Annotated in this window: 20 protein-coding genes; 3 read left to right on the forward strand and 17 right to left on the reverse strand. The window is 52.2% G+C overall.

Translation table 11 applies throughout. From position 1 onward, the window contains the following. Positions 1 to 5: 5 nt before the first annotated feature. Positions 6 to 866: a DMT family transporter gene (locus HU759_RS22235; RefSeq protein ID WP_170039200.1), complete on the reverse strand. Its 861-nt coding sequence runs from the start codon at positions 864 to 866 to the stop codon at positions 6 to 8. Positions 867 to 1,277: 411 nt separating this feature from the next. Here HU759_RS22235 and HU759_RS22240 point away from each other — a divergent pair, with 411 nt between their 5' ends. Further along, entirely contained in the window at positions 1,278 to 2,066 is a 789-nt protein-coding gene (locus tag HU759_RS22240; protein WP_170039202.1) for a CPBP family intramembrane glutamic endopeptidase, read from the forward strand. On the opposite strand, the gene HU759_RS22245 is transcribed toward HU759_RS22240, so the two are convergent. From HU759_RS22245 to HU759_RS22315, 15 genes are all read right to left on the reverse strand, one after another. Further along, a complete protein-coding gene (locus HU759_RS22245; protein ID WP_170039204.1) occupies positions 2,040 to 3,281 on the reverse strand; it encodes a glycosyltransferase family 4 protein in 1,242 nt (413 codons plus the stop codon). The genes HU759_RS22240 and HU759_RS22245 overlap by 27 nt on opposite strands. Further along, positions 3,278 to 4,300: a glycosyltransferase gene (locus tag HU759_RS22250; protein ID WP_170039206.1), complete on the reverse strand. Its 1,023-nt coding sequence runs from the start codon at positions 4,298 to 4,300 to the stop codon at positions 3,278 to 3,280. Before HU759_RS22250 ends, HU759_RS22245 begins: the two co-directional genes overlap by 4 nt. Continuing rightward, positions 4,297 to 5,328, reverse strand: a complete 1,032-nt coding sequence (locus tag HU759_RS22255; protein WP_170039208.1) for a glycosyltransferase — start codon at positions 5,326 to 5,328, stop codon at positions 4,297 to 4,299. The genes HU759_RS22250 and HU759_RS22255 overlap by 4 nt, the downstream gene beginning before the upstream one ends. A gap of 9 nt (positions 5,329 to 5,337) precedes the next feature. Next, positions 5,338 to 6,345 carry a lysylphosphatidylglycerol synthase transmembrane domain-containing protein gene (locus HU759_RS22260; RefSeq protein ID WP_170039210.1) on the reverse strand — a complete coding sequence of 336 codons (1,008 nt, stop codon included), beginning with the start codon at positions 6,343 to 6,345 and terminating at the stop codon, positions 5,338 to 5,340. A gap of 193 nt (positions 6,346 to 6,538) precedes the next feature. Beyond that, positions 6,539 to 8,977 carry a hypothetical protein gene (locus tag HU759_RS22265; protein ID WP_186617181.1) on the reverse strand — a complete coding sequence of 813 codons (2,439 nt, stop codon included), beginning with the start codon at positions 8,975 to 8,977 and terminating at the stop codon, positions 6,539 to 6,541. 30 nt (positions 8,978 to 9,007) lie between these two features. Next, positions 9,008 to 9,811, reverse strand: a complete 804-nt coding sequence (locus HU759_RS22270) for a glycosyltransferase family 2 protein (protein ID WP_170039214.1) — start codon at positions 9,809 to 9,811, stop codon at positions 9,008 to 9,010. Positions 9,812 to 9,862: 51 nt separating this feature from the next. Then, a complete protein-coding gene (locus HU759_RS22275) occupies positions 9,863 to 10,906 on the reverse strand; it encodes an acyltransferase family protein (RefSeq protein ID WP_170039216.1) in 1,044 nt (347 codons plus the stop codon). Between the two features lie 7 nt (positions 10,907 to 10,913). Beyond that, positions 10,914 to 12,293, reverse strand: coding sequence for an ABC transporter ATP-binding protein (locus tag HU759_RS22280; protein ID WP_170039218.1), 1,380 nt, complete (start codon positions 12,291 to 12,293; stop codon positions 10,914 to 10,916). 8 nt (positions 12,294 to 12,301) lie between these two features. Then, complete coding sequence (locus tag HU759_RS22285) at positions 12,302 to 13,099, reverse strand: ABC transporter permease (protein ID WP_170039220.1); 798 nt, start codon at positions 13,097 to 13,099, stop codon at positions 12,302 to 12,304. Further along, the gene (locus tag HU759_RS22290) at positions 13,096 to 14,319 is read right to left on the reverse strand and encodes a glycosyltransferase (RefSeq protein WP_170039222.1); all 1,224 of its coding nucleotides are present in this window, start codon (positions 14,317 to 14,319) and stop codon (positions 13,096 to 13,098) included. Before HU759_RS22290 ends, HU759_RS22285 begins: the two co-directional genes overlap by 4 nt. Continuing rightward, positions 14,316 to 15,530: a glycosyltransferase family 4 protein gene (locus HU759_RS22295; protein WP_170039224.1), complete on the reverse strand. Its 1,215-nt coding sequence runs from the start codon at positions 15,528 to 15,530 to the stop codon at positions 14,316 to 14,318. The genes HU759_RS22290 and HU759_RS22295 overlap by 4 nt, the downstream gene beginning before the upstream one ends. Beyond that, positions 15,527 to 17,152, reverse strand: coding sequence for a class I SAM-dependent methyltransferase (locus tag HU759_RS22300; protein WP_170039226.1), 1,626 nt, complete (start codon positions 17,150 to 17,152; stop codon positions 15,527 to 15,529). The genes HU759_RS22295 and HU759_RS22300 overlap by 4 nt, the downstream gene beginning before the upstream one ends. Before the next feature lie 40 nt (positions 17,153 to 17,192). Continuing rightward, positions 17,193 to 18,314: a UDP-N-acetylglucosamine 2-epimerase (non-hydrolyzing) gene (gene wecB / locus HU759_RS22305; protein WP_170039228.1), complete on the reverse strand. Its 1,122-nt coding sequence runs from the start codon at positions 18,312 to 18,314 to the stop codon at positions 17,193 to 17,195. Then, a complete protein-coding gene (locus HU759_RS22310) occupies positions 18,307 to 19,317 on the reverse strand; it encodes a polysaccharide biosynthesis protein (protein WP_170039230.1) in 1,011 nt (336 codons plus the stop codon). The genes wecB and HU759_RS22310 overlap by 8 nt, the downstream gene beginning before the upstream one ends. Positions 19,318 to 19,334: 17 nt before the next feature. Beyond that, the gene (locus HU759_RS22315) at positions 19,335 to 20,189 is read right to left on the reverse strand and encodes an SDR family oxidoreductase (RefSeq protein WP_170039232.1); all 855 of its coding nucleotides are present in this window, start codon (positions 20,187 to 20,189) and stop codon (positions 19,335 to 19,337) included. A 474-nt stretch (positions 20,190 to 20,663) separates the two neighbouring features. On the opposite strand from HU759_RS22315, the gene HU759_RS22320 reads away from it, so the two are divergent. Next, a complete protein-coding gene (locus HU759_RS22320) occupies positions 20,664 to 22,229 on the forward strand; it encodes a PAS domain-containing methyl-accepting chemotaxis protein (protein ID WP_056861515.1) in 1,566 nt (521 codons plus the stop codon). Between the two features lie 84 nt (positions 22,230 to 22,313). Here the strand turns inward: HU759_RS22320 and HU759_RS22325 are convergent, their stop codons facing one another. Beyond that, positions 22,314 to 23,006: an alpha/beta family hydrolase gene (locus HU759_RS22325; protein ID WP_017134816.1), complete on the reverse strand. Its 693-nt coding sequence runs from the start codon at positions 23,004 to 23,006 to the stop codon at positions 22,314 to 22,316. Between the two features lie 79 nt (positions 23,007 to 23,085). Here HU759_RS22325 and ccoN point away from each other — a divergent pair, with 79 nt between their 5' ends. Then, a complete protein-coding gene (gene ccoN / locus HU759_RS22330; protein ID WP_099548824.1) occupies positions 23,086 to 24,510 on the forward strand; it encodes a cytochrome-c oxidase, cbb3-type subunit I in 1,425 nt (474 codons plus the stop codon). The last annotated feature ends 8 nt before the right edge of the window (positions 24,511 to 24,518 follow it).

Genomic DNA, 24,518 nt, shown 5'->3' on the forward strand with positions numbered 1-24,518 from the left:
ACCTTCTAGTGTTTACGGAAGACAAACGCCAAGCCGATGATGATCAAAACCATCCCTAGCACACTCAATACCGCGAGCCGATTGCCAAAGATCAGATAGTCCATCACGGCCGTTACCGCCGGCACCAGGTAAAACAGGCTGGTGACATTTACCAGATTGCCTCGCGCAATCAGGCGGTACAGCAACAGCGTCGCCAGCAATGACACCACCAACCCCATCCACAACACTGGCAGGTAAAAGCCGGCGTTGTGTTCAAAGTGGAAGGGCTGGAATGGCACAAATACCGAGCACAGCAACAGCCCGGCCAGGTACTGCACCGGCAGCGTGCCCAAGGGGTTGTCAGTAATGCGCTTCTGCATGATGGAACCAAAGGTCATGCTCGCCAGCGCCAGCAGCCCGAACAGCATCCCTGCCAGAGACATGCCCGACAGCCCAATGCCCTGGTAGACCACCATGATCAACCCCGCCAACCCCAGCGTCAGGCCGAACATGCGGCTTAACGAACGCTGACGTTCCATCAGCACCACCGTCAGGATCGGCTGCACGCCCATGACGGTTGCCATCACGCCGGGCGTCACTTTGAGGTCTAGGGCCAGCAGATAGAAAATCTGATACGCCCCCAACAGCACCAGCCCGGTTGCCGCCGCATACAACATCGACTTGCCGGTGCGGGGTAGCTTCAGCTTGAGGATCGGCACCAAGATCACCAACCCTGCCAGGGCAATGGCAAAACGGATCAACAGAAAGGCAAAGGGCGAAGCATGGGCCAGGCCCAACTTGGAGAAAATCGCCCCGCTGCTCCACAGCAGGACAAACAGGCTCGTCGTGGCCGCCGCGGCCACGGATTGTTTCGAAAGAACAGACATGGTTACCACCTGTAATCAGGCAAAAAAGCCAATTCAGCTAAGGCTGAAACTCAGTAGGTTTTTCAGGCGGGCACAGGGGAACAGCTATTCGCTGATCAGCCCGAAATGCCAACACCCGGCGGTGATACGACTGCGTACACCGGCGTGCTACTGACAGGTGGGGGGTAGTGACTGATCTGCGCAGGCTGCTTGTTCCTGCACGGCACGACCACAGCGTTGACCGCTGAATCGACTACCGCTATGCGAGGGGAAGCTGGCATGGGCTGATCTTGTGTGAAGGGTTGAAGAGCGCTGACTATAACCAGCCGTCGACAGGTTTTGCAATCAGCTCTATTCGCGTGGAGGAGTTTTCACTTTGAAGCGTAGGCTCGGTCGTTATAATGCCGACCAGTTTTTATCCAAGGATTTCACATGCTCGCTCTGCCCTGGTTGTACCTGGCGCTTCTCTCCATTGGCTATGTACTGGCCTTGACCTATGGGCAACTCGGCGCGCTGGCGGCGGTGTCGGTCGCCCTGCTGCTGATCGCCGGCTACGCCGTGCGCCAGCAACGCACGCCGTGGGCGCGTTACCTCGGCCACGGGCTATTCATCGTATTGGCGCTGGGCCTGGCGATGCACTGGTTGCCGGGTTTCTACAATGGGCGCGGGATTGACCCGCAGCGCTTTACGCCCGACGCCGTACCGTTCTCGATGTACCTGAACCAGGACAAACCACTGATTGGCTTTTGGCTGTTGCTGGCCTGTCCTTGGATTGTGGTGCGACGCTCATTGCGCCTGACCATTTGCGTTGCAGCCTTAGCCTTGACCCTGACGGCCGTTGCAGCGCTAGGTGGAGCGGTGTTACTTGGGATTATCACCTCGGCACCCAAATGGCCGGAACAGATGTGGCTGTGGGTACTGAACAACCTGCTGCTGGTGACACTGGTGGAGGAAGCACTGTTTCGTGGCTACATTCAGGGAGGTCTAAGCCAACGCTTCAAAAACCTGCCATACGGCGAGAATCTCGCACTGCTACTGGCCTCGCTTTTGTTCGGTTTTGTGCACATTGGCGCAGGTTGGCAGTGGGCCCTTCTGGCGAGTATTGCAGGCATAGGCTACGGCCTTGCTTATCGTTTTGGGGGCCTGTGTGCTGCTATTGCTACCCACTTCGGCTTAAATCTGATCCACATTACTCTATTCACCTATCCGATGCTTAGCTGAAGAACGCTTCAAATCTTGAAAATGCTCTATCAGTTCAGCGGTCCTTGCCGGCAGGTGATAATGCTTCAGGAAGAACTCCCGCCCACTCTTCCCCATTGCTGCCAGGCGCGAAGGATCACTGTTGTATAGCTCCAGAACAGCATCCGCAAGACGCCCGGAATCTTCCGCCGGGGAGCTTAAACCCGCCTGTGCATCCAAGATAACCTGCGCCGTTTCCCCATTGCAGCTGGCAATAATAGGCTTGCCAGCTGCCAGATAACCCTGGACCTTACTTGGAATCGTCGCGGAAAGGACAGCATCACCCTTCAGCGTTACCAGCAACACCGAAGAGACCGTATAGATATCAGCGACTTCCTCAGGGGATATACGCCCCAGCAACTCCACATTTGTAACGCCCAAGTCTTGAATTGTTTGAGCAACAGCTTCCTCCGCACTACCACTTCCTACGACAAAGAACTTAATACCTTCGTGCTCACGCAAAAGGTAAGCGGCTTCTACAATAGTGTTACACGACTGAGCAGAACCTACATTACCCGCAAACACTACCGAAAAATGACGAAAAATCTCGTGCAATTTAGAGGATGCAGGGGGCGCGGTCCGGACTAACTCTTTAGACGAATTAGGCAGTAGCCTGATCTTGCTCCACTTCTTCGTGAGTCTTTGTACCGATGAGCGAAACCCCTCCGACTGAATCAAAATTGAATCCGAAAACCTGTAAATATAGCGTACAAAATACTCGACCAGTTTTAAAATCACTTTACTCTTAACAAATCCTGTAGCCAGCAAGGTCTCAGGCCAAATATCTTGCACCCAAACTGCTAGCGCGGCACGCTTGATGAATGAAACGTATACAGCCGGAAGTGCCTGAAGCAGAGGCGATGGGGCGTAGACAAAAACCACATCAAACTTTCTACCGCGTAACACCCAAGGGGCGAACAGGTAACCAGATACAATAAATGACAAATAATTCAGTGCCATGCCCTTTCCCGAGTTCTTACCTCGAGCGCGCAAAGGCAACCTGATTATTTCTACACCCTCATGGTGTTCAGTGTGAATCCCCATCGCGCGATATCCGGGAAAAATTTTTCCTTCAGGGTAGTTTGGCTTACCGGTCAGAACGGTAACGTCCACGCCCTGAGCCTGCAGCTCTTCTACCACATGATTGATATGAAAACTTTCCGGCCAAAAATATTGCGCCCACACTAAAACTTTCATTCTAATACTTCTCTTAAAAACACCTCTGGACCGAATATGGCTTGAGGCAAACTCACAATACCGAGATGACGTTTGACAGCACGCGCGATAGAAGTGGCTGAGTGAGGATCAAAAGTCTCCACAGGGTCAACAATATCTCTGACGTAGTCAAGCTCAGCGGCGATGATGGGCAGGCCCATTCGAGAAGCCTCGATCAGAGGCAACCCCAATGACTCGGTAAAAGAGGGGTAGATCAAGGCCCTTGCTTGAGCGTAAAGACTGCCAACCTCTGTTGATGTTAGTGAACCGAGATTAGTGACGTTTAACCCCCAGCGCTCTTTCAAGTCTGCAACCTGCGCAGCTAAGGGTGAATCCAGGGAAAGGGTAAGCGCCAGACTGGGGCGTATACCCTGCTCCGCCAACTGTGACCACCCGCGCAATAGCGATTCATGATTTTTATGAGGGTCTGCGCTAGCAACATAAACAAAATCAAAGCGCCGCTCTCTATCAGTGACAGCAGCAGACCTACTGGAGTTCGCAATATATGGACAAATCACAATGTTGGTATTAGGACCTAAATACGCGCGGGTTTGTTCCGCCATCGAAGGGCTTTGCACGATAAATTTATTGACCCGGTGCGCCAAGTTTTTTATCAAAAAACGTTCGACAGTTAGGCGTAGCCGGGTTCTCAACGAATAATTATGCAGGCGAGCGGTGGAAATCAGCAGTCTGTTCTGCAGGAATACCGTTATTTCGCCTTGACAGCGAAATAATGGGACCAAGCCGTTGAAACAAAGCACCGCGTCGCCTTTGGCAACATGCTGCTTAAGCCTGAACTCGGCAGCAAGCCTGGAAAAAAACGAGGGCCGTATTAAGTGTCGCTCAGCGGATGACGAGGGTATCAGGTGCGCAGCTCGAGTATCCAATTGCTCGAAATCCACACGACTATCTGCCGCAGAATAAAGCGCTTGCAGAAGCGTCAGTCCACCACCAACATGAATACCAGGTGCGTGTAAAAATAGTTTCCTTGGAGTGTTCAAAGAACCTTAAAACCTCTCTGGATTTCGCACAGACGACTATAGGCGCGGCGCACTCTTTGTTTAGTACGCGAGGACAATAATCTCAGTATGGTTTTCCTTAGAAAATAGGCGCAGCCAGCCTGACTGGTTACTGTAAGTATGCGAATAGAGGAAACGCCGCAACGCCTGGCCACACCAGCACAGTACTGTCCTGCGTCTATAAAGCCACGCCCCCTTAAGCTTGAGGCCAATATCAAATAACTACCACCCACTTCATGTGAAGTGGCTCCAGGCACCTCCAAATATGAAAGTTCCTTCACAAAAGCCAGGTATAATTCACTCGACTCTTTAAAGGCAAGTTCGACTTTGCTACGCGTATCCTGGCCAGCGTGGCTACGAGCACGAATAAGGACGGAGGGCATATGAATAAATGCAAAATGTTCTGCAGCACGAAACCATAAATCATAATCCTGCGTCGTCCGTAAGCCCTCACTAAACATTCCAACTTCCGCAAAAACACCTCGTGGTATCAGCAAACTGCAACCATGCAAGGCGCTACGTGCGGTCAGCCAATAGCGAAAGTACTCAGTCGGCACCCCTGGCATAAAAACGGAAATATCGTCTGCTTTCGCCTCGTCCGTGAAAATTGAATAATCAGAATAGATAACCGTTCGAGCAGTTTCGTATTTGTTCAAAAAACTGATCTGTTGGGCGATTTTTTGGGGGGTATAGAGGTCATCATGGCTTAACCAGGAAAAATACTCTCCTGCCATTTCACGTATCGCACAGTTCAATGCTGACGCGACACCACCATTAATCTTTTTTAAGTAACGGATGCGATCTCCAAACGAAAGGGCGACGCGCTCAGTCGCCCCGTCATCATGACTACCGTCGTTTACAACAATGACCTCTATATTCGAGTATGTTTGCCCCAGCGCACTCTCTATCGCTCCACCTAAAAAAGCCGACCCATTGAAAACCGGAATAACGATTGTCACCAACGGCGAGAAATCATCAACCGGTAATTCCTTCTCAGGAATCGAAAGCATCACAAACTCCTACGCGAGTTTTTCAGCACTCAAACTCTGTGTTTTCTCACGATGTTTCTTTGTGCTGTACAGTAGAGTCGCGACCATTCCAGGAATATTTACCACAAGCATGCCAACTCGAAAACAGAAGTAAATCGTCGCAAAGGGAGCAACCCTGCTAGCTAACTCGACGCACACTTTAGAAAACACAGACTCACCGACACCTAAACCACCTGGCGTTATAGGAATAACCGAGAATAAGTTCCCGAATACACCTGCAATGGCAGTCACTTCCGCATTCGCGGCGAACGGGAACATTGACGCTATTATCACCATTCCAATAATCACAATACCCGTCGCAGCCAACGAGGCGACCCAACAAAGCAACAACGTTGGCCAGGCACGGAAATACATGAGCAGCGTCAAACCGAACGGCTGAAGGTGATGTCGAATTTTTATCGGCAACCGATCAATAAGGGAAAACTTCAACGCAACAAAGACCCCCAAGACCAGCAGTATCAAACCCATGAAAGACAGTAATACCAGAACTCTTAGCAAACCAATATATTGAAGAAACTCTGAATCCGGAGATACGGCAGCAGGTAGAAAAACTGAAACCAGCATTGCGACAGACACCAAGCCTAACATAGCAAACACTCGGTCTGTGACGATTGAAATAAGCGCTGTCGACCGGCCACTTTCCAACAGCCGAAAGATCTGTACGCCCTTAACCGCGTCACCACCCGCCGCCCCTGGTAGCCAGGTGGAGAAAAAGCTCCCCATCAACTGCAGATTAAGCACCGTACTCAGTGGAATTATATTCTGTGTTGCCTTAAGCAATAGCCACCAGCGAAAGCCGCTAATCAAAATCCCTAAAAACAGGCAAATCAAGGCCGGAACAAAAAGATCGATATGATCGAACACTACTGTTATTGAACCAAAGTCCAACTGACCACTGTTCAGAAGCGCCACGACCAGCGCACCAGCAAGCAACAGTTTTATAATCAAAAAAACCTGGCTCTTTTTTATATAACGCATAATCCCCTACTCTTTAGCCTGTTTTTTTCTGAAATGCGCATTGGACTGTGGTTTTAAGCTCATATCATGCGCCGAAGCTATCAATACCGTCCATCCGCGATGCTAATGCCACCTTACCCGCCATCGCGGGCCCCTCACCGGAAACAGAATACACGCATAGGCTGGCCTCCGCTCCAGCCTAATACGCGCTTCGTCAGTGAAAAGCGGCCAAGCGCTCACGGAGTAACTCATCAGTGCGCTTACTGTATAACCCCAGCGAAATTAACAACAATACGATCAACAATGAACACCCCAGCGCCCATGACAAGCTTTTGGGTTGGTACTCCATCGTGATCGTGTAATGGCCAGGAGGAACAATGACGCCACGGAATGTGTTTTCGACCTTGATGATCGGCGCTTTCTTGCCATTCAACAGCGCGCTCCAGTTGGAGTGCCAGTTATCCGAAAGGAATACTAATGACTCTTCAGTCACATCACCACTGAGCACCACTTTGCTATTGCGGTAAGTCTCTATGACCGCTGGCACCAGCGTATTCCTGAAGCCAGGTGGCAGCTTCGCGCTGTTATTATCCGGTCGCTCCGCCATCCTGACCGAAAAAGCTCTCGGCAGCACCTTGGTGTTTTCCATGACAACAGTACGTAGACTTTCGTAAGCCTCGACGAACCCCACACGCTTCAACTCTTCCTTGTACGCCGAGTAAGCAACAGGTAACAGTACATATTTAACTCCCAACACGTCGACAGCCTCCCAATTGATGGAGTTCGCATTCGGCTTGTCCTGAATTAACATGAAGGTTGGAAAAGATCCTCGCGGCGCAAATCTAGCGTCATACCCAATCCGTTGAGTGTTAGCCAAGTTGAAGGTTGAATAGAAAAAATCATTGAATGCCGGCAGGTTTCCTTGGTTCATGGTCGACACTTCTTGAATCTGATAAGCAGAGCCTAGCTCAGGATCTAGACCACCTTGGCCAAAATTTAAGGTCCGGTAGTGACCGATATTATCTTTTACAAACTGTATGGCGACTGGCATTTTGTCAAATACATCGCTTCTTTCAAAGCGACTCATTTTCCCCCAACCCAACAGTTCAACAAATAACGTAATCAGCACCACCAGGAACACTGCACCCGAACACTTTGCCGTGCGCGGCACATACTTTAGAGTAAGTACAACGACACTCATTAACACGACCGTGGCAACGATGAAGTACAAGGAATTTGTTTTATACTCCAACGCAGGCGCGTGGAGTCCAAATAGATTGAACAAGTAGACTAGGGATGCAACGAGAATTGCCATAAACACTATATACGGCAGCAGATAGAAATCGCGCTGCTGTAAGTTATTAACGCCAAAACCCACCAGCACCACCATAGCAAGCATGATCACGGGCCACCAATACTGGCTCCCGATATTCCCAACGATAGGTAAGTATGAAAATAACCAGTGAATCCATACCGGATCAAACAGCCGTACCACGATAAACAAGCCGCCCAGCGCACAGAGCGATACCAGCCACTTGAAGTGCTTCAGGCGTGCCGAAAATGCACAGCTGGCCAAAGCGATGGCCACGACCCCACTGTGAAAAACGCTATTGCCGGTAATGGAGCCGGCGTCGTCCCAAAAAGCCGCTGCTGGCTCCATGGCGTTATACGATTCAAACAGATAGCTCGGGGTATAAAAGGACGCCAATGCGTTGGGAAAACGCAGCCCCCAGAATATCCTTTTCGAGTAATCGTCCAGCGTACCGAGACTTTTCAAGTTCTCTAGGAAGGGAAAGTATAACGGTGCCAGCAATAGGCCTGACGCCAACACGCTTGTCGCCAGAACAGCTAGAACAAAAAAGCCCTGCTTGACCGAATACTTACCCGTCTGGATGGAAGCTATCAGGCAGCCAACAACTATTAGCCCTATCGCCAGCAGCCCGGTAATAGTGGTCGGCATGAACGTGCATGAAAAGAACAACGCAAACGCCAGTACCGCCATACTCCAAGTCAATACCGAGAGACGATCAATTAGGACTAACGCGGTGTATAGACAGACTGGAATATAGAGATAGCTTTGAGTAACGTTTGAACCAAGGTTCGCAGTGATATAACCGTTGAGCAGGTAGAACGTCGCGGCGCTTGCAGCGGCGATAGAGGATAGCCCAAACACTTCCCGGACGGTGCGATAGATGAAGAACACCCCAAAATATAGGGCGATCATAATCGCAATGTTGAAGCTGAGAGAGCTGCCGCCGAATAACGCACTTACGACCGTCAACGCAGAAAACTTCTGATCAACAAGAGCCTCAGGGCCAAGCGCACCGGCAGCAGAATAAGGGTTCCAGTAAGGCGACTCACCGTTTCTCAAGGTATGGGCCATAAACTGGATCATAGGGTCAGACTGATAAGTCGCCCCACCGCTATCGTTATAGCCCCCCCACCAGTCCGTCCCCATTGGAATGGGGTAGACCGATTTTTTCTGCAACCCCATCACGGCACCTGTCACTTGATCCGTAAGACGCAGACTCGCACCATTGAACAAGACATCAGGGAAGGCGGCCAAGATGAGCAGCAAAGCGACCAGACAGGCTTCCAAAAGAGGCCGCTTCGGATACGATCGTGACACTTGATCACAAAATAAGTTAGACACGGCAGTTCCAAAAATACTTGTTAAAGAAAATTAGAACCAATAGACCAACTTAGTTTTGTGTAAAAACGCACGAATCAGGCAATAACCAAAACCCAACCCCTCTTTATGAAAGATAAACTTTGAAACGCCCCGCTCACGGACACCCTGTGCACCCGCGATGTATTTTACTTCGCCTCCCTTCAAGATCGACTTAAAGGTGATTTCCGGGCTGATGCTGAATCTGTTTTGGCTCAGGCCGACACCCAGTGTTTCTCTTCTACGAAACATCTTGAAGGCGTAAGTCGAGTCAGGAATATACTGACCCAGTGCCAGCTTGACGCCGATACGGAAGAAAAACTGGAAAAACTTATATTTAAATGGAATGGTACCGTCATCGCCCGACTGAATATAACGAGAGCACTGGGCCAAAATGGCACCCTTTTCCATCTCTTCATAAAGTGCTGGAATCAGGTGGATAGGATCTACCGCATCGGCTGAGACGAAAATGCAGTAACGGCCAATCCCGTGAGCGGCACCATATCGAACGACTGCCCCGTAGCCGCGACGATGAAGAGAGCGGCTGATAACGCGAACTGGCAAGTGATCTCGGTTTTGTTCGCTCCATGCAGAGGCCAGGCTATAGGTCTCATCATCGCTTTTGTCATCAACGACAATAATTTCGGTGGTGAATTCCTTGCCGCTCACAGCTTCTTTGACGCTGTCAAGAATCCCAACGATATTTTCTGCCTCATTCAGGCAGGGAATAACGATGGTCAAATCGATAGGATCTTCTTTTCGCGTGGGTACGTCGGCCGTCACGTCTTCGTGTGGTGCTGGATTAGTCTCAATGCTCATATATTTCCCCTTCCCCTAAAAGTGGTGCTTCAGTATATTTTTTGTTTTTTGTTAACCAACCAGTCTGGACGAATAAGGAACCAGACGGCTCAACGCGGCGATAATCAAACTAACTATAAATGCACTGAGCGATAAACTGATGATGCTGGCGAAGGCTGACATTGTTGACAGCGATAAGGTAAAGCCAAACATGCCGCCCTTGATAAGTTCAATGACCAGCAGATGCATAAAGTACACAGGGAACACCAGGCCCGACAAAAACGCCACAGGCTTTGCAAGCTCAGGCGAAAGGCGGATTTTCCCAATTAGCATGAAGGCCGCAACCGCCGCAATCATGACATTAGGGCTGAAATATTCCATCGCGGTTTCAACCGGGGTGGGTGATTTGGAGTTCAAGTACCAGCTGACTAAAAATGTCGTGACACTTGCCAGGACAAACACAATGCCGCTGTACCACGAGGACAGCTTCTTAACCGCCTCGGCGTGCGCCAGGTAGTAGCCGAGCAGGAAATAACCTGGCCAATGCAAGAAGTCAGTTAGTACTAGGTGGTTGAGTATCGGCTCATGATCATAAATCCTTACCGCATTCGCCAGAAACCAGATCCCGAAGAAGTAAGCGGCAAAATGCTTACTCGAAAGGATCGCTGCGGAAAGAGGCTGGAGAATAGGCAAAACGATGTAGATCCCTATGATCATATAAACGAACCACAGATGATACATAACCGGGCCGTTGAATGCCTGTAGCAGCGCCGATGGGATACTCAGCGGCAGCCCCTGCCAGTAGCAAATCCAGAAAACGTGCAGAACGCTCCAGAACGCCAGAGGCACTGCGACTTTCATTATACGGGACGCTACGCCTCTAAAAGCACCAGACGTCTCTCTCCCCAAGAGAAGTGCGCCAGAGAGCATCGCAAACAAGGGGACCGCCACTCGCGCAATGGAGTCAAGAGCGTTGGCAGTTAGAAAGTCCCCAAGACTTATGTTTCTATAGTTGTAGAATATCGGTGCTGAAACATGAATGATAACAACCCCCAGCATTGCAATCAGGCGGCATGAGTCTGCCCAAGCCAATCGCCCCATTTGTTGTTGTGTCATAGCCGTGCTAAACCCTTGAAGTAAGTATTATTTTGTCCAACGGTGCCCCAACAATCACACCGTCAATGCTTGAGGCAGCTACTTTAAACAGAACAGCATCGTGCATCCAATGCAACTGTACGTGCTCCTGCAAGGTTCCATTGGCAATAGCCGCGACAATCGAGTAATCCCCGATGGCCAAAATAGGTAACTTGAAGTGAAAGGCAGCTTCAATACGTTTGCCGGCCTCTACTCTTACGGGAGACTTTTTGTACGAGTGATAGGTGTTGCCCCCAATCAACGGTTGACCCAGACGGTCCTTTATCGTGAACCCCAAGATCGGAAGGTCGATGTCATGATTAGCTTTTGCCACGACCTTGACCACCACCTGTGCGCCGCCCTCACTGACGATCAAGGGATGGCCGGACTCATTGGTAAAGCTGACTTTCAGAATCTCCGCGCCCCCGGTTCCAAATGCTGACGACTGTTCATTGAAACCGAAGCACTCGATTTCTTGATCGCCTTTAGCAATTGACCCATCCGCGATGGAAACCACCTGCTGCTCGATAATGTCAAATTCGGGCTCTTGCTCGGTCGCCGCAACGGAATCGTCTGTCGTCACCGCCGCATCTGCAACAGTGGCAATTTCGGCCCCCGTGTGTTGCATGTATTGCTGAGCGAAGTAGTTTTCACACACTTCCTTGGCGCTACCGGCCTCACGAACAGCACCTCCCTCCAGCCATATCGCGTGATCACAGAATGCAGTGACCGCAGCCAAATCATGACTGACGAAGAGTATGGTGCCCTTCTCCTGAAACTGCCGAAGGAACCGCATGCACTTCTGTGCAAAGAAAGCATCCCCCACGGACAAAGCTTCATCGATAATCAGAATATCGGCATCAACGTGCGCAATCACCGAAAAAGCCAGACGTGCCTGCATGCCACTTGAATAGGCTTTGACCGGCTGGTCGATAAAATCCGCCAGCTCCGAAAAATCGACGATTTTCTGGAACCGCTCTTCAATGCATGACTTCTTCAGCTCGAACAGACTGGCATAGAGGTAAATATTTTCCCGGCCACTGAACTCAGGATTGAAGCCTGAACCCAGTTCAAGAACTGCTGCAACTTTCCCATTAACTTTTATTGAACCCTTGGTCGGCGTCAATGTGCCCGTCAACAATTGAAGCAGGGTACTTTTGCCTGCACCGTTACGACCAATAACACCGACAGACTGCCCTTTAAGTACTTCGAAGCTCACTTCCTTCAAGGCAAGAAAATCACGGTAGTAGTTGCGCTTCCACCCAAAAAAAATTTGCTTCAGACGATCGTGCGGTGAGTCATAGATATGGTAAGCCTTCTCAAGGTCTGAAACTTCGATGACGGGGAGGGCTTTGATTTCGCTGTTCATTTCAACACTCATAAAACATCCGAGAAGCCATGTCTGACCGACCTGAAGAAGCGAAGCCCCAGCGAACACACAAACAAGCTCACCGCGGTGTAGATCAACAGACCCCGAAAGTCAGGGATAACCCCATTGATCAATACCAGTCGACTTTGTTCTACGATGAACGTGAGGGGGTTGAGCATGATAATGTTGCTGGCCCACGCCGGCAGCTTGTCCAGCGGATACAGCACAGGAGAGAAAAACATCAATGCTTGCGTGACTACCACGGTCAGTTGGGCGATGTCTCTCAAGAAAACACCCAATGCGCTTAGGAACCAAGTGATACCCAGCAGGCACAGCACCATTGGGGCAATGACAAATGGCAGGAAGACGATGGTCCATTGCAGACTGCCATTTACCGCAAGCGCTATCGCCATCCAGGCAACGATGCTCAGCAACAATTGAAAGACGGCCGAGCCGATAGGCACCCACACTAACAACTCAACCGGAAAGACGACTTTCTTCACAAAGTTGGGGTTCTGCGTGATCAAGTTCGGTGCACGGTTTACGCACTCGGCAAAGAAATTGAATACGATCAACCCCGGAAACAGCATCAGCGCGAATCCGGTTATCCCATCGACACCCGGCCAGCGCGATGGGAGGAAATAACCGAACACCACGGCATACATCGCCAAGGTCAGCAGCGGCGTAATCAAGGGCCATAACACGCCCAGCAGTGCGCCTTTAAAGCGCATATCGATATCACGCTTGATTAACTGCTTAATGAGGTCAAAATGTCGTACATGCGCGGTCAGGATATGTTGATTCATGTAGCTAGCCCCGCCGCTGCCTTCGTATGGTCACCCAAAAACTCGAGCAACGACGTCTTCATTCGCTCTAGGGTGAAATCCCTCATGAAGCATGAATGCCCATTCGCTGCGTATCGCCCATAGGTCTCCTCATCCTGGATAACCTTCTCCAGGCACGCAACGATCGTGGCCGTGTCCAAGGATTGGCAGAGGTAACCTGCGTCGTTAGCCTCAACATATTTGGCAGGGGACGCATAGGCAGGCGCATGGCAGAACACCGGCCGCCCTGCTGCGAAATAGGAAACCAGTTTGGACGGGAAACTGTTACTCGACTCTTCTCGGTATTCCTCGGAAAACCAATAAGGCATGTACAGCAGATCCGAATCCGCCAACAAGCGGATGGTTTCTTCCTGGCTTCTCCATCCAAGATATTCAAAGTTGGATGGGCTCTGAGTAAATGCACTGAATCCCCCGCCCATTACCCGGACACGTATGCGCCGGCCGGCAACCGTCCAGTTGCACCCATTAAGCGCATATTGAAGACATTGCCATTCTGCCTGCGCATAAAACTGTCCGGCCATTGCGATAATGAACTCGTCGCGCACATGAGGACGCGCTGCGGGTTCAGTTGCCAACTCACGGGGTAAGCCCGCAATCACGGGAACGTTGGCGACGTTGTATTTGGCCGTGTAGTTCTCAGACATCGCCCAGGATGCGGTTGCGCAAGACGTACTGTGTTTAAGAACGTCGTCGAACTCCTTTTGAAGTCGGCGACGTGTAAACCCGTCAATGCGGTTCGCCTGCAACCACCAGCCAAACGGATCCCACACTTGGGTCAACAAAGGAACATTCAGCTTTTGCGTCAGCTGACGCGCGAGCCGAACCATGGTCTGCCCCTGAAGCACGACCCAAACCGCGTCTACCCGCTGGGCTTTAGCGAACTCAACGATTTTAGGCAGTAGATCGTTACGCACTCGGCCAGCCTGAAGCAGCTCGTAAGGAAACGCCGACAACACACCGGCTCTACGCGGAAGAACCCTGACCGACGCCTCCCGCGGTTTCGTCAATAGCAACCGCGGGACGTCGTCCAGTTCGGCCGGTATTTCCGGCTGCAGTGCAGGGTTGACCACAGCACAGATCGCAAGCTGGTCCTTGGGCAGAAAACTGACCAGGCGATCAAGCACCAGCCCCGCAGTGAAGTTCCGGCATGGCGGAATATCGGTTAAGAGCAGTAACTTCATTTAGCCGCGACCGTTTTGTAAACATCAGCCAGGCGTTGTGCGTATAGCTCATCACCGTAATGCTTTTCTGCAATTTCGCGACCTTTTCGCCCACGCTCAAGTCGCTCTTGCGGGTTATCGATCAAATGCTGGAGGGCTTCATAGAGCGCCGCCCCATCGTGCATGGGAACGGAAATACCGACGTCGGGAGCGAAGGTAACTTCAGGCAAGGAAGTGCCATCAAACACCACGACCGGTTTACCGCAGGCGAGCGCTTCGATGGCCATAACGCCAAACGCTTCGACGATGGAGGGCATCAGAAAAATATCCGAAGCCACAAACGCGTCGCGCGCCTCTTCCTCGTTATTGGTCCAGCCCAATTCGACCAACTGGAAACGATCAGAAAACCGCTCCATCAACCCTTTGCTATTGAGCGTGAGCAGGCAAATCGGTTGATCCGTTTTGATGCGTTCCAGCGCCTCGATAATATAAGGCAAGCCCTTGAACTGATTGTCGACTGCGCGGAAGCAGATAACCAAAGCGTCGTCAGGAATGCCAAAGCGTTTACGCGCATCCGGAGAGGCCGTCGGTGAAAAAAAGTTCAGATCCAAACCGAAGGGTACATGGTGGATGTCAACGTCCTCGAACAACGGAGACGCTTCGACCATGTCACGCATCCACTGCGAAGCCACAATCACATCAAACTTGGATTTTTTGTAAGAGCGTTTTTTGTAATTGAACAAAAACCGCGTGGTATCTCTGAGTAATGGAAAGTGAATATTCAAGTCTGGGCAACTGCCGCAGCCGGTCTTCCAGCGCTCACATTCAAAGGGATAGATGCAGTGCCCGGTCATCGCCCAAGGATCGTGCAAGGTCCATACAGTGGGCTTGCGCCGGGTGATTTCCGGAAGATGGGAAAGACTCATGTACCCCGAATGAATAATGTGCAAGTGCACGACATCCGCCTCTTTGAAAGCGGGCATCTTCATCATCTGCTTTGCATGCGGGTAGAACATAGACTGCGTTGAGGTAAGACGCTCAAAGCGGTTTACGATCCGATTTATTTTTCGAGTCTTATCGCCCTCGAACGTCAAAACTTCCGGATTCTGACTATCTTTCTCCCAAACGAGGTGCTGGGATTCAATATTATGCGTCTTTAATAAAGGGGTGATGGACAGTCCGTTAAAGCGCCGTCCTGGCGACTCATAGCCATTAACTTGCAGAATTTTCATTTACGGAACGAACCTAGTTTTAGGGCTACTTTCGAAATAAGACTATTAGAAATCAACGTTTCGCGATGAGCCAAAGCGACTTCCATCTCAGCCAGTTCTTTTTCTCGGACTGCAAGCCGCGCGTGCTCTTCTACAGCACCTACTTCACTTTGTCGAACTTGACTTTCCCGAACAGACAAAACGTTGTTCTGGTGAGCAATGTTCGCCTCATGCTCCACTGCACTTAACTCACGGGCCGTAAGCTGAGCCTCCTTCTCGGAAATACCCGCTTCGCGCCGAAGAATGTCTTGCTCACTGCTGGACATCTCCTGATTACGTCGAACTAGGTCCTCATGAATACCATTCAGGTTACTCTCGTGACCCAGCAACTGCGCTTCTTTCTCGGCAACCGCGGCTTCACGCCGCACCAGATCTTCCTGAATAGCATTCAGGTTGTTCTCGTGATTCAGCAACTGCGCTTCTTTCTCGACAACGGCCGCTTCACGTCTAGCGAGGTCTTCCTGAATGCCCTTCAAGTTGGACTCGAGAGCCACCAGCTGCACTTCTTTTTCAAAAACCTGAGCCTCACGGCGCTGAATACCGCCTTCCGCCTCTGCAACGACCACTTGACGGGGGTGCAGACCCGCCTCAATGCCTTCCAGATTGGCACCATGCTCAATCAGTTGCTGTTCTTTTTCTGCAATCGCGAGTTCACGCTCGACGAGGGCTGACTTGATGCCGTTGAGGTTCACCTCATGGTTGGCAAGCTGCGCCTCTTTTTCCGCGACCCATGCTTCACGCCGAAGAATATCTCCTTCTAAGTTTTTCAGGTTCGCGTGGTGATTTTCCAGCTGGGCTTCTTTTTCAACAAGCTGAGTTTGTTTCTGAAGCGACAGTAACTCGGCAGTCTGAATACTTGCCTCAAGTGATTCGATACCCAAATTTTGCAAAAATTCAGGTTTCCACGCTGGAACGGGAAATCCAATAAGCTCTTTTACCGGCTTCAGCTCCGCTGCACTGGAAATGCACACAATGGAGTTAGGCGGTTCTTCTTCATCGCGCGCCACCTTAGTTACACCGTCTAACCCTTCATAAAAAAACTCTTTATTAGGGTAAGCATCAAAATGCTCTTCTTTGATACGGTGTACAAGATGATGAATATTACCTTCCGACTCATTGAAAGGTACATTCACCATCAGCCGACGACGACACGCGATCCCCAGCGCGAAGTTTAAACCATTTTCGACGTGCTCAAGAGCGTGACGAGAAACCACGTAATCAAAGCCTTTGGACTGACTTACAAAGGCTTCAGCGTCGCAATTGATATAGTCGATATTGTTCGAACCATAATTATCTTTTGCGTACTGGATGGACTCAACACTTGGATCAATGCCGACAATCTTGACACCAAGAATAGTATCAAGCATGTAGGTGCCGTGACCGGTACCGCAGCCGATATCGAGCACGGTGATACCCGACTCTATCAGCGCCGGATTTTCCCGAATATCAGATTCAATGATGTCGCGAAAGAGCTGATAACTGCTTTTATGGCGAACAATCTCTGCACGGTCATGAGTCTCTCCTGGTACCAGACGCTCTCCTGCGTTATATATTGCGTCCAGCGTCTCAGTATCTGTACTCATATCAAATATCTCGCTGTTTTTTAGGTATATACGTTTCCAATCACTTGGACCAAACTGTCCTATTAATAAAGTCTACGTAGCTCATTACAACACGCAAAACTTTCTGTGAAACAATGCCACCCTCATAATCCGGAACGATGCGCGGCGCGACGGCGTCTTGGTGTTGGCTGGTGACGATACGAACGGCGTCAAGGACGCGTTCGGCTTTCAAACCGCTCATAATCAGCGTTCCCTGGTCCATACCTTCAGGACGCTCGTGAGCATTACGGATAGTGATGGCGGCCAGGTTCAGTAGAGACGCTTCTTCGGTGATCGTGCCGCTGTCTGACAACACACAAAACGCTTCCATCTGTAAACGGATGTAATCAAAGAATCCGAACGGTTTGAGAAACTGGATTCTCGCGTCCAACCCATCCATGCCCAGAGCCTCGAGACGCTGCCGAGTACGCGGGTGGGTGGAAACGATTACTGGTTTGTCATAGGCTTCAACCAGCGCCTGCAAGGTATTGAGCAGGTCCTGTAGGTTGGCAGGTGTATCAACGTTTTCTTCGCGGTGAGCGCTGACGATGAAGAACTCTTTAGGCTTCAATTCGAGTTTTTGCAAAATCTCGGACTTGGCAATCTTGGGCTTAAAGTACTCAAGCACTTCCTGCATATGGGAACCGGATTTAATAATACGGTCCGGCGGGATTCCCTCGTCCAGCAAGTAACGACGCGCGTGCTCCGTCAGAACAAGGTTGATATCGCTCAGGTGATCCAGGACTTTACGGTTCAGCTCTTCCGGTACACGTTGGTCGAAGCAGCGATTACCGGCTTCCATATGAAATACCGGAATCTTACGACGTTTGGCTGCAATGACCGACAGGCACGAATTAGTGTCACCGTACAACAGTAATGCGTCAGGCTTCTCGGCCTCCATCACTTCATCGGCTTTTTCAATGACGCGGGCAATGGTTTGTGCGGCGTTACTGCCAACCGCACCGAGGAAATAATCAGGCTTGCGAATATCCAGGTCATCAAAAAAAACCTGGTTCAACTCATAGTCAAAATTTTGCCCGGTGTGCACCAGGATGTGTTGAGTATGCTCATCAAACTCCGCAATCACCCGGGACATTTTGATCAACTCAGGACGCGTCCCGACAATGGTCATCACTTTAAGCATTGAGTTGCCCCTGAATGTACGGCAGTTTTAGAAGCAATTGTTTGACACCATCAACATTGAGCTGAACAGTGTTGTGAGACGTGTAGTCTTCGGAACCGGCAATACCCAGTTCACCCTCCACGACGAATTTAGCGTAGTTGAGATCCCGGTTATCGGCCGGAACGCGATAGTACTGGCCCATGTCTTCTGCTTTTGCCAGTTCCTCACGAGACACGAGCGACTCGTAAAGCTTCTCGCCATGACGTGTGCCGATGACGCGAATTTCGTTGGTTTTTTCGAACAGTTCCTTCAACGCTTGGGCAAGCACTTCAATTGTCGATGCCGGCGCCTTTTGAACAAAAATATCACCTTGGCGACCGTGCTCAAATGCGTGTAATACCAGGTCCACGGAATCCTCAAGAGACATCAGGAAACGGGTCATGGTCGGGTCAGTGATGGTAATCGACTTACCTTCTTTCAACTGCTCGATGAAAAGCGGTATCACAGAGCCTCGCGAGGCCATGACGTTGCCGTAGCGAGTGGCGCAGAACACCGTTTCGCCATTGCCCTGCATCCGCGCCTTGGCGACCATGAGTTTTTCCATCATGGCCTTGGAGATACCCATTGCATTGATTGGGTAAACCGCCTTGTCCGTACTCAGTACAATAACTCGGTCGACATTGTTATCAATGGCGGCCTTCATGACGTTTTCCGCACCCAAAACATTGGTGCGTATCGCTTCCATCGGGTAGAACTCGCAAGACGGCACTTGCTTGAGTGCTGCGGCGTGAAAGACATAATCGACGCCTTTCATCGCATCTCGAATGCTGTCGTAATTGCGCACGTCGCCGATATAAAACTTCAGCTTCGGATTATTCAACGCAATTCGCATATCTTCTTGTTTCTTTTCGTCACGACTGAAGATGCGAATTTCCTTCACATCCGTCTTGAGAAAACGATTCAAGACAGCATTACCGAACGAGCCTGTACCACCAGTGATCATCAAAACTTTGTTATCGAACATCGCCAGACACCTGAAATTTAATTGAAATCATGCATATACTTGACCAGCGCCGGCCACTCCGGGGCCACATAGCCTGTCGCCATTCGAAACCTACTCGAGTCCAGCGAGCGATCAATAGACAGCTCATCGGACGGTAGTATTTCGATATCTTTCCCATACACATCAGCAATTAATCCCAACAAGTCATACTTGTTGATCGGCTGAGCAGACACGTGATAGAGGCCGTGCAGCTCAGGATGAGGCAGCACATAGTCATTTATTAGCCTGGCGAGTTCCATCGTGGGCAAGCCGGAAAATATCGCCCGCGTAAAGCCCTTCACTTGACCCTCTTGAGCGAGGAACCACCCAACAAGGCTGCGGTTCCCGGACAACTCTTTACCGATGATCGAGGTGCGCAATGTAATCGCGTGGGGATAATCAACTTCGCCCAACAATTTGGAGCGACCGTACAGGTCATAGGCATCTGGAAAATCTGATTCGAGGTAGCCGCCCTTCGTGCCGGAAAAAACACAGTCAGTGCTCACATGTACCAGACGTGCATCAGTGGCTTTGCACAGGGCGGCCAATCGATGAGGTAGCAGTGTATTGATGGGAACGGCCAAGAGGGGGTCATTGGCATCGGCGAGCTGCTTTACCAAGCCTACACAGTTAACGACAACATCCGGCTGAATACTGCCGAATGCTTTTATAAGTGAATCGTGGCTTTCAACATCAACACCGAATACTAACTTCTCGGCCAACGCGGGCGAAAAGTGATTACGAGCACTTTCGCTACGCGCGGTACCAAAAACATTCAAACCAGGATTATCGGACAGCACGCGGTACACCGCGTTACCCAGCATCCCGGAAACGCCCAAAACCATAACTTTCATTGCTTCAACCTCCACTTCCCTGCTACTACAAAGCCGCTCACTCTCTAACGTGAACAGACACGTCTGTTGAAGCCTTCAAAGGTGTAACAAAAAACATCACTCCTAACGGACAACGCGCGATACACATTGTTCGCGTGACCGCCTGATGTTTTCTGCTCACCCCAAACCGCAAGCTTCGCGAGAGCCGATCCTCAGGCAAGGAGACTCCGAAATCGTCGCTACGACCGCAATCCATAAGGTTTTTTGGCGCTAGGCACCAACCCGCCTATGCTAAAGAAAATCTTACAATAATAAAACTAGAAACAAAAAAGACGAGCACGCCAGCGGCGGCGGAATAGCCTTTAGCCATCACCGCATGCGCCTGACGACTAGATCGGCGGTGCGGTGGGCCTACCTGCTAACTATTACAAAAATAGGCTAAATAAAGCCTCGCCACGGCCGATAACCCCTGAAAGCCTTGCGGATTGAACAACCATGCGTAATAACCAACCCGTTACCCAGCGCGAACGTACCTTCCCCGCTCAGCAACGGTTGATCTCCACCACAGACGCCAAAGGTGTAATCACCTACTGCAACGACGCTTTTGTCGAAATCAGTGGGTTCACCCGCGACGAACTGGTCCGAGCGCCGCACAACCTGGTGCGTCACCCGGATGTTCCGTCGGCTGTGTTCGCGCACATGTGGTCCACGCTCAAACAAGGCTTGCCATGGATGGGCATCGTCAAGAACCGCTGCAAGACCGGCGATCACTACTGGGTTAACGCCTATGTGACGCCGGTCTTCGACGGCAACCAGGTGATCGGCTACGAATCGGTGCGCATCAAGCCCACCGCCGAGCAGATCCGCCGGGCCGAAGCGCTCTATCAACGCATCAACCAGGGCAAGTCCGCCGTGCCGCAGCGCGACAAGTGGCTGCCGGTGTTGCAGGACTGGCTGCCGTTTATCCTGGTCAGCCAGCTGAGCTTTATGATTGGTGCATCGCTCAATTCCCACTGGGGTTTTGCCCTGGCGGCGGGCCTGTCGGTGCCACTGGGCCTGCTGGGCCTGAGCTGGCAGCAGCGCGGCCTCAAGCGTTTGCTGCGTTTGGCCGAGCAGACCACGTCTGACCCGTTGATCGCGCAGATGTACACCGACAGCCGAGGCGCGCAGGCGCGGCTGGAGATGTCGATTCTCAGCCAGGAAGCGCGGCTGAAGACCTGTCTGACACGCTTGCAAGACACGGCTGAACACCTGAACGACCAAGCGGCGCAGTCCAATACCTTGGCGCATAACAGTTCCAGCGGCCTGGAACGCCAGCGTGTAGAGACCGAACAAGTAGCCACGGCGGTCAACCAGATGGCAGCGACCACTCAGGAAGTCGCCAGCCATGTACAGCGCACGGCGGACGCCACCCAGGAAGCCAATCGCCTGACCGGTCGCGGCCGCGACATCGCCGGGGAAACCCGCGAGGCGATCCAGCGTCTGTCGGTGGCCGTGGGCGAGACGGGTGTGACCGTCACCCAACTGGCCAAGGACAGCGATGAAATCGGCGGTGTGGTCGATGTGATCAAAGGCATTGCCGACCAGACCAACCTGCTGGCACTGAACGCGGCCATCGAAGCGGCGCGCGCCGGTGAGATGGGCCGAGGTTTTGCGGTGGTGGCTGACGAAGTTCGCCAACTGGCGCAGCGCACTGCCGAGTCCACCGGGCAGATCCATACGCTGATCGCCAAGCTGCAACACACCGCAGCGGCGGCCGTGCAAACCATGGACGCCGGGCATCGCCAGGCCGAAGAAGGTGTGGCGCGGGTGATGGAGGCGGATCAGGCGCTGGTGGGCATCAGTGAGGCGGTGGCCAATATCACCGACATGACGACGCAAATCGCTGCCGCTACCGAAGAGCAAAGCGCAGTAGCCGAAGAGATCAGCCGTAACATCAGCACGATTGCGCTGTTGGCGGATCAGACCTCGGAACAGGCGATGAACTCGGCGCAGTTGAGTGAGGAGCTGACGCACACCGCCAATACCCAGTATTCGCTGGTAGAACGTTTTAACCGGTAAATCGCTATCGCAGGCAAGCCAGCTCCCACATTTGAAGGTATTCACAATTCAAAATGTGGGAGCTGGCTTGCCTGCGATGGGGCCCTAACAGGCGCCCAAAAACCCAGCCACCTTCACCGCAGCCGCCTCCAAATGCTGCTCATGACCAAACCCCGAAGCCTTCAACGGCTTCAAATCATGATCCCCCGCCACCAGCCACATCACCTCGATGCTCGGTGACAGCGCATACCCTTCCACCGCCGCCCGATTACCCAGCGCATCGCGCTCGCCCTGCACAATCAACGTCGGCGTCTTCAACCCGGCCAGATGTTCGACTCGAGGTTTTTCCGGCTTGCCCACCGCATAAAACGGATAACCCAAACACACCAGCGCGTCAGCCCCCAGCTCATCGGCCAACAAACTGGCCATGCGCCCCCCCATGGACTTGCCGCCAACCGCCAGCGTCCCAGCGACATGACGTCGCACCTCGGCATACACCTCGCGCCAGCATTCGAGCAGTTTCGGCGCCGGGTTCGGCGGGCGTTTACCGCCGTCCACGCGGCGTTGAGCCATGTACGGGAACTCGAAGCGCAACACGTTCACACCATGCCCGGCAAGGCGTGCAGCCATGTCGCCCATGAAGGCTGAGTCCATCGGTGCACCGGCGCCGTGGGCCAGGATCAGTGTCGCCGGCGCACGCGCGATAGACCCCGTCGCGGCATTCCACAACCAGCCATGTTCCCGTACACACTGCGCCCATTGATCCCCGTCAATACTGGCCTTGTGCTCTTTGCCCATGCTTGCCTCGCTTTTTAGTCTGCCTATAACTCCAGCCCAAGTGCCGCATTTGCTTGGGTTGAACCGTGGATGGGGAACCATGAACACTACTTTAAGTACCGCCTATAACTACAAGGTGGTCCGCCAATTCGCCATTATGACGGTGGTGTGGGGCATCGTCGGCATGGGGCTCGGGGTTTTTCTCGCCGCCCAATTGGTATGGCCTGCGCTCAACTTCGATTTACCCTGGACCAGCTTCGGCCGTTTGCGCCCGCTGCACACCAACGCAGTGATCTTTGCCTTTGGTGGCTGCGCACTGTTCGCCAGCTCGTTTTACTCGGTGCAACGCACCTGCCAAACCCAGCTGTTCGCGCCAAAAATCGCCGCGTTCTGCTTCTGGGGCTGGCAGCTTGTGATTGTGCTGGCCGCTATCAGCCTGCCACTGGGCTACACCACATCCAAGGAGTACGCCGAGCTGGAATGGCCGATCGCCATTCTTATCGCCGTGGTCTGGGTCGCCTACGGTGTGGTGTTCTTCGGCACGGTGATGAAGCGCAAGACCAAGCACATCTATGTCGGCAACTGGTTCTTCGGTGCGTTTATCATCACCGTGGCCATTCTGCACATCGTCAACCACGCGTCCCTGCCAGTGAGTTGGACCAAGTCCTACTCGGCCTATGGTGGTGCGACGGATGCGATGGTGCAGTGGTGGTACGGGCATAACGCGGTAGGCTTTTTCCTCACCGCAGGCTTCCTGGGGATGATGTACTACTTCGTACCCAAACAGGCCGAGCGTCCGGTGTATTCCTATCGCTTGTCCATCGTGCACTTCTGGGCGCTGATTACCCTGTACATCTGGGCCGGCCCCCACCACTTGCACTACACCGCGCTGCCGGACTGGGCACAGTCGCTGGGCATGGTGATGTCACTGGTACTGCTGGCACCCAGCTGGGGCGGCATGATCAACGGCATGATGACCCTCTCGGGCGCCTGGCATAAGTTGCGCAGCGACCCGATTCTGCGCTTCCTCGTGGTCTCCCTGGCCTTCTACGGCATGTCGACCTTCGAAGGGCCGATGATGGCCATCAAGACGGTCAACGCCCTCTCCCACTACACCGACTGGACCATCGGCCACGTACACGCCGGGGCGCTGGGTTGGGTAGCGATGATTTCCATCGGCGCGCTGTACCACATGATCCCGAAAGTCTTTGGCCGCGAGCAGATGTACAGCCTCGGCCTGATCAACGCGCACTTCTGGCTGGCCACCATCGGCACCGTGCTCTACATCGCTTCGATGTGGGTCAACGGCATCGCCCAGGGCCTGATGTGGCGTGCGGTCAACGAAGACGGCACCTTGACCTACTCCTTCGTCGAAACCCTGGTGGCCAGCCACCCTGGCTTCATCGTGCGGCTGGTGGGTGGTGCGATCTTCCTCAGCGGCATGTTGCTGATGGCTTACAACACCTGGCGCACCGTGCGTTCGGCGCAACCTGTCGAAGCCACTACCACTGCGCAGCTGGCCTGAGGAGTCGA

It is taken from the genome of Pseudomonas sp. OE 28.3, assembly GCF_014268205.2.
Classification (GTDB): domain Bacteria; phylum Pseudomonadota; class Gammaproteobacteria; order Pseudomonadales; family Pseudomonadaceae; genus Aquipseudomonas; species Aquipseudomonas edaphica.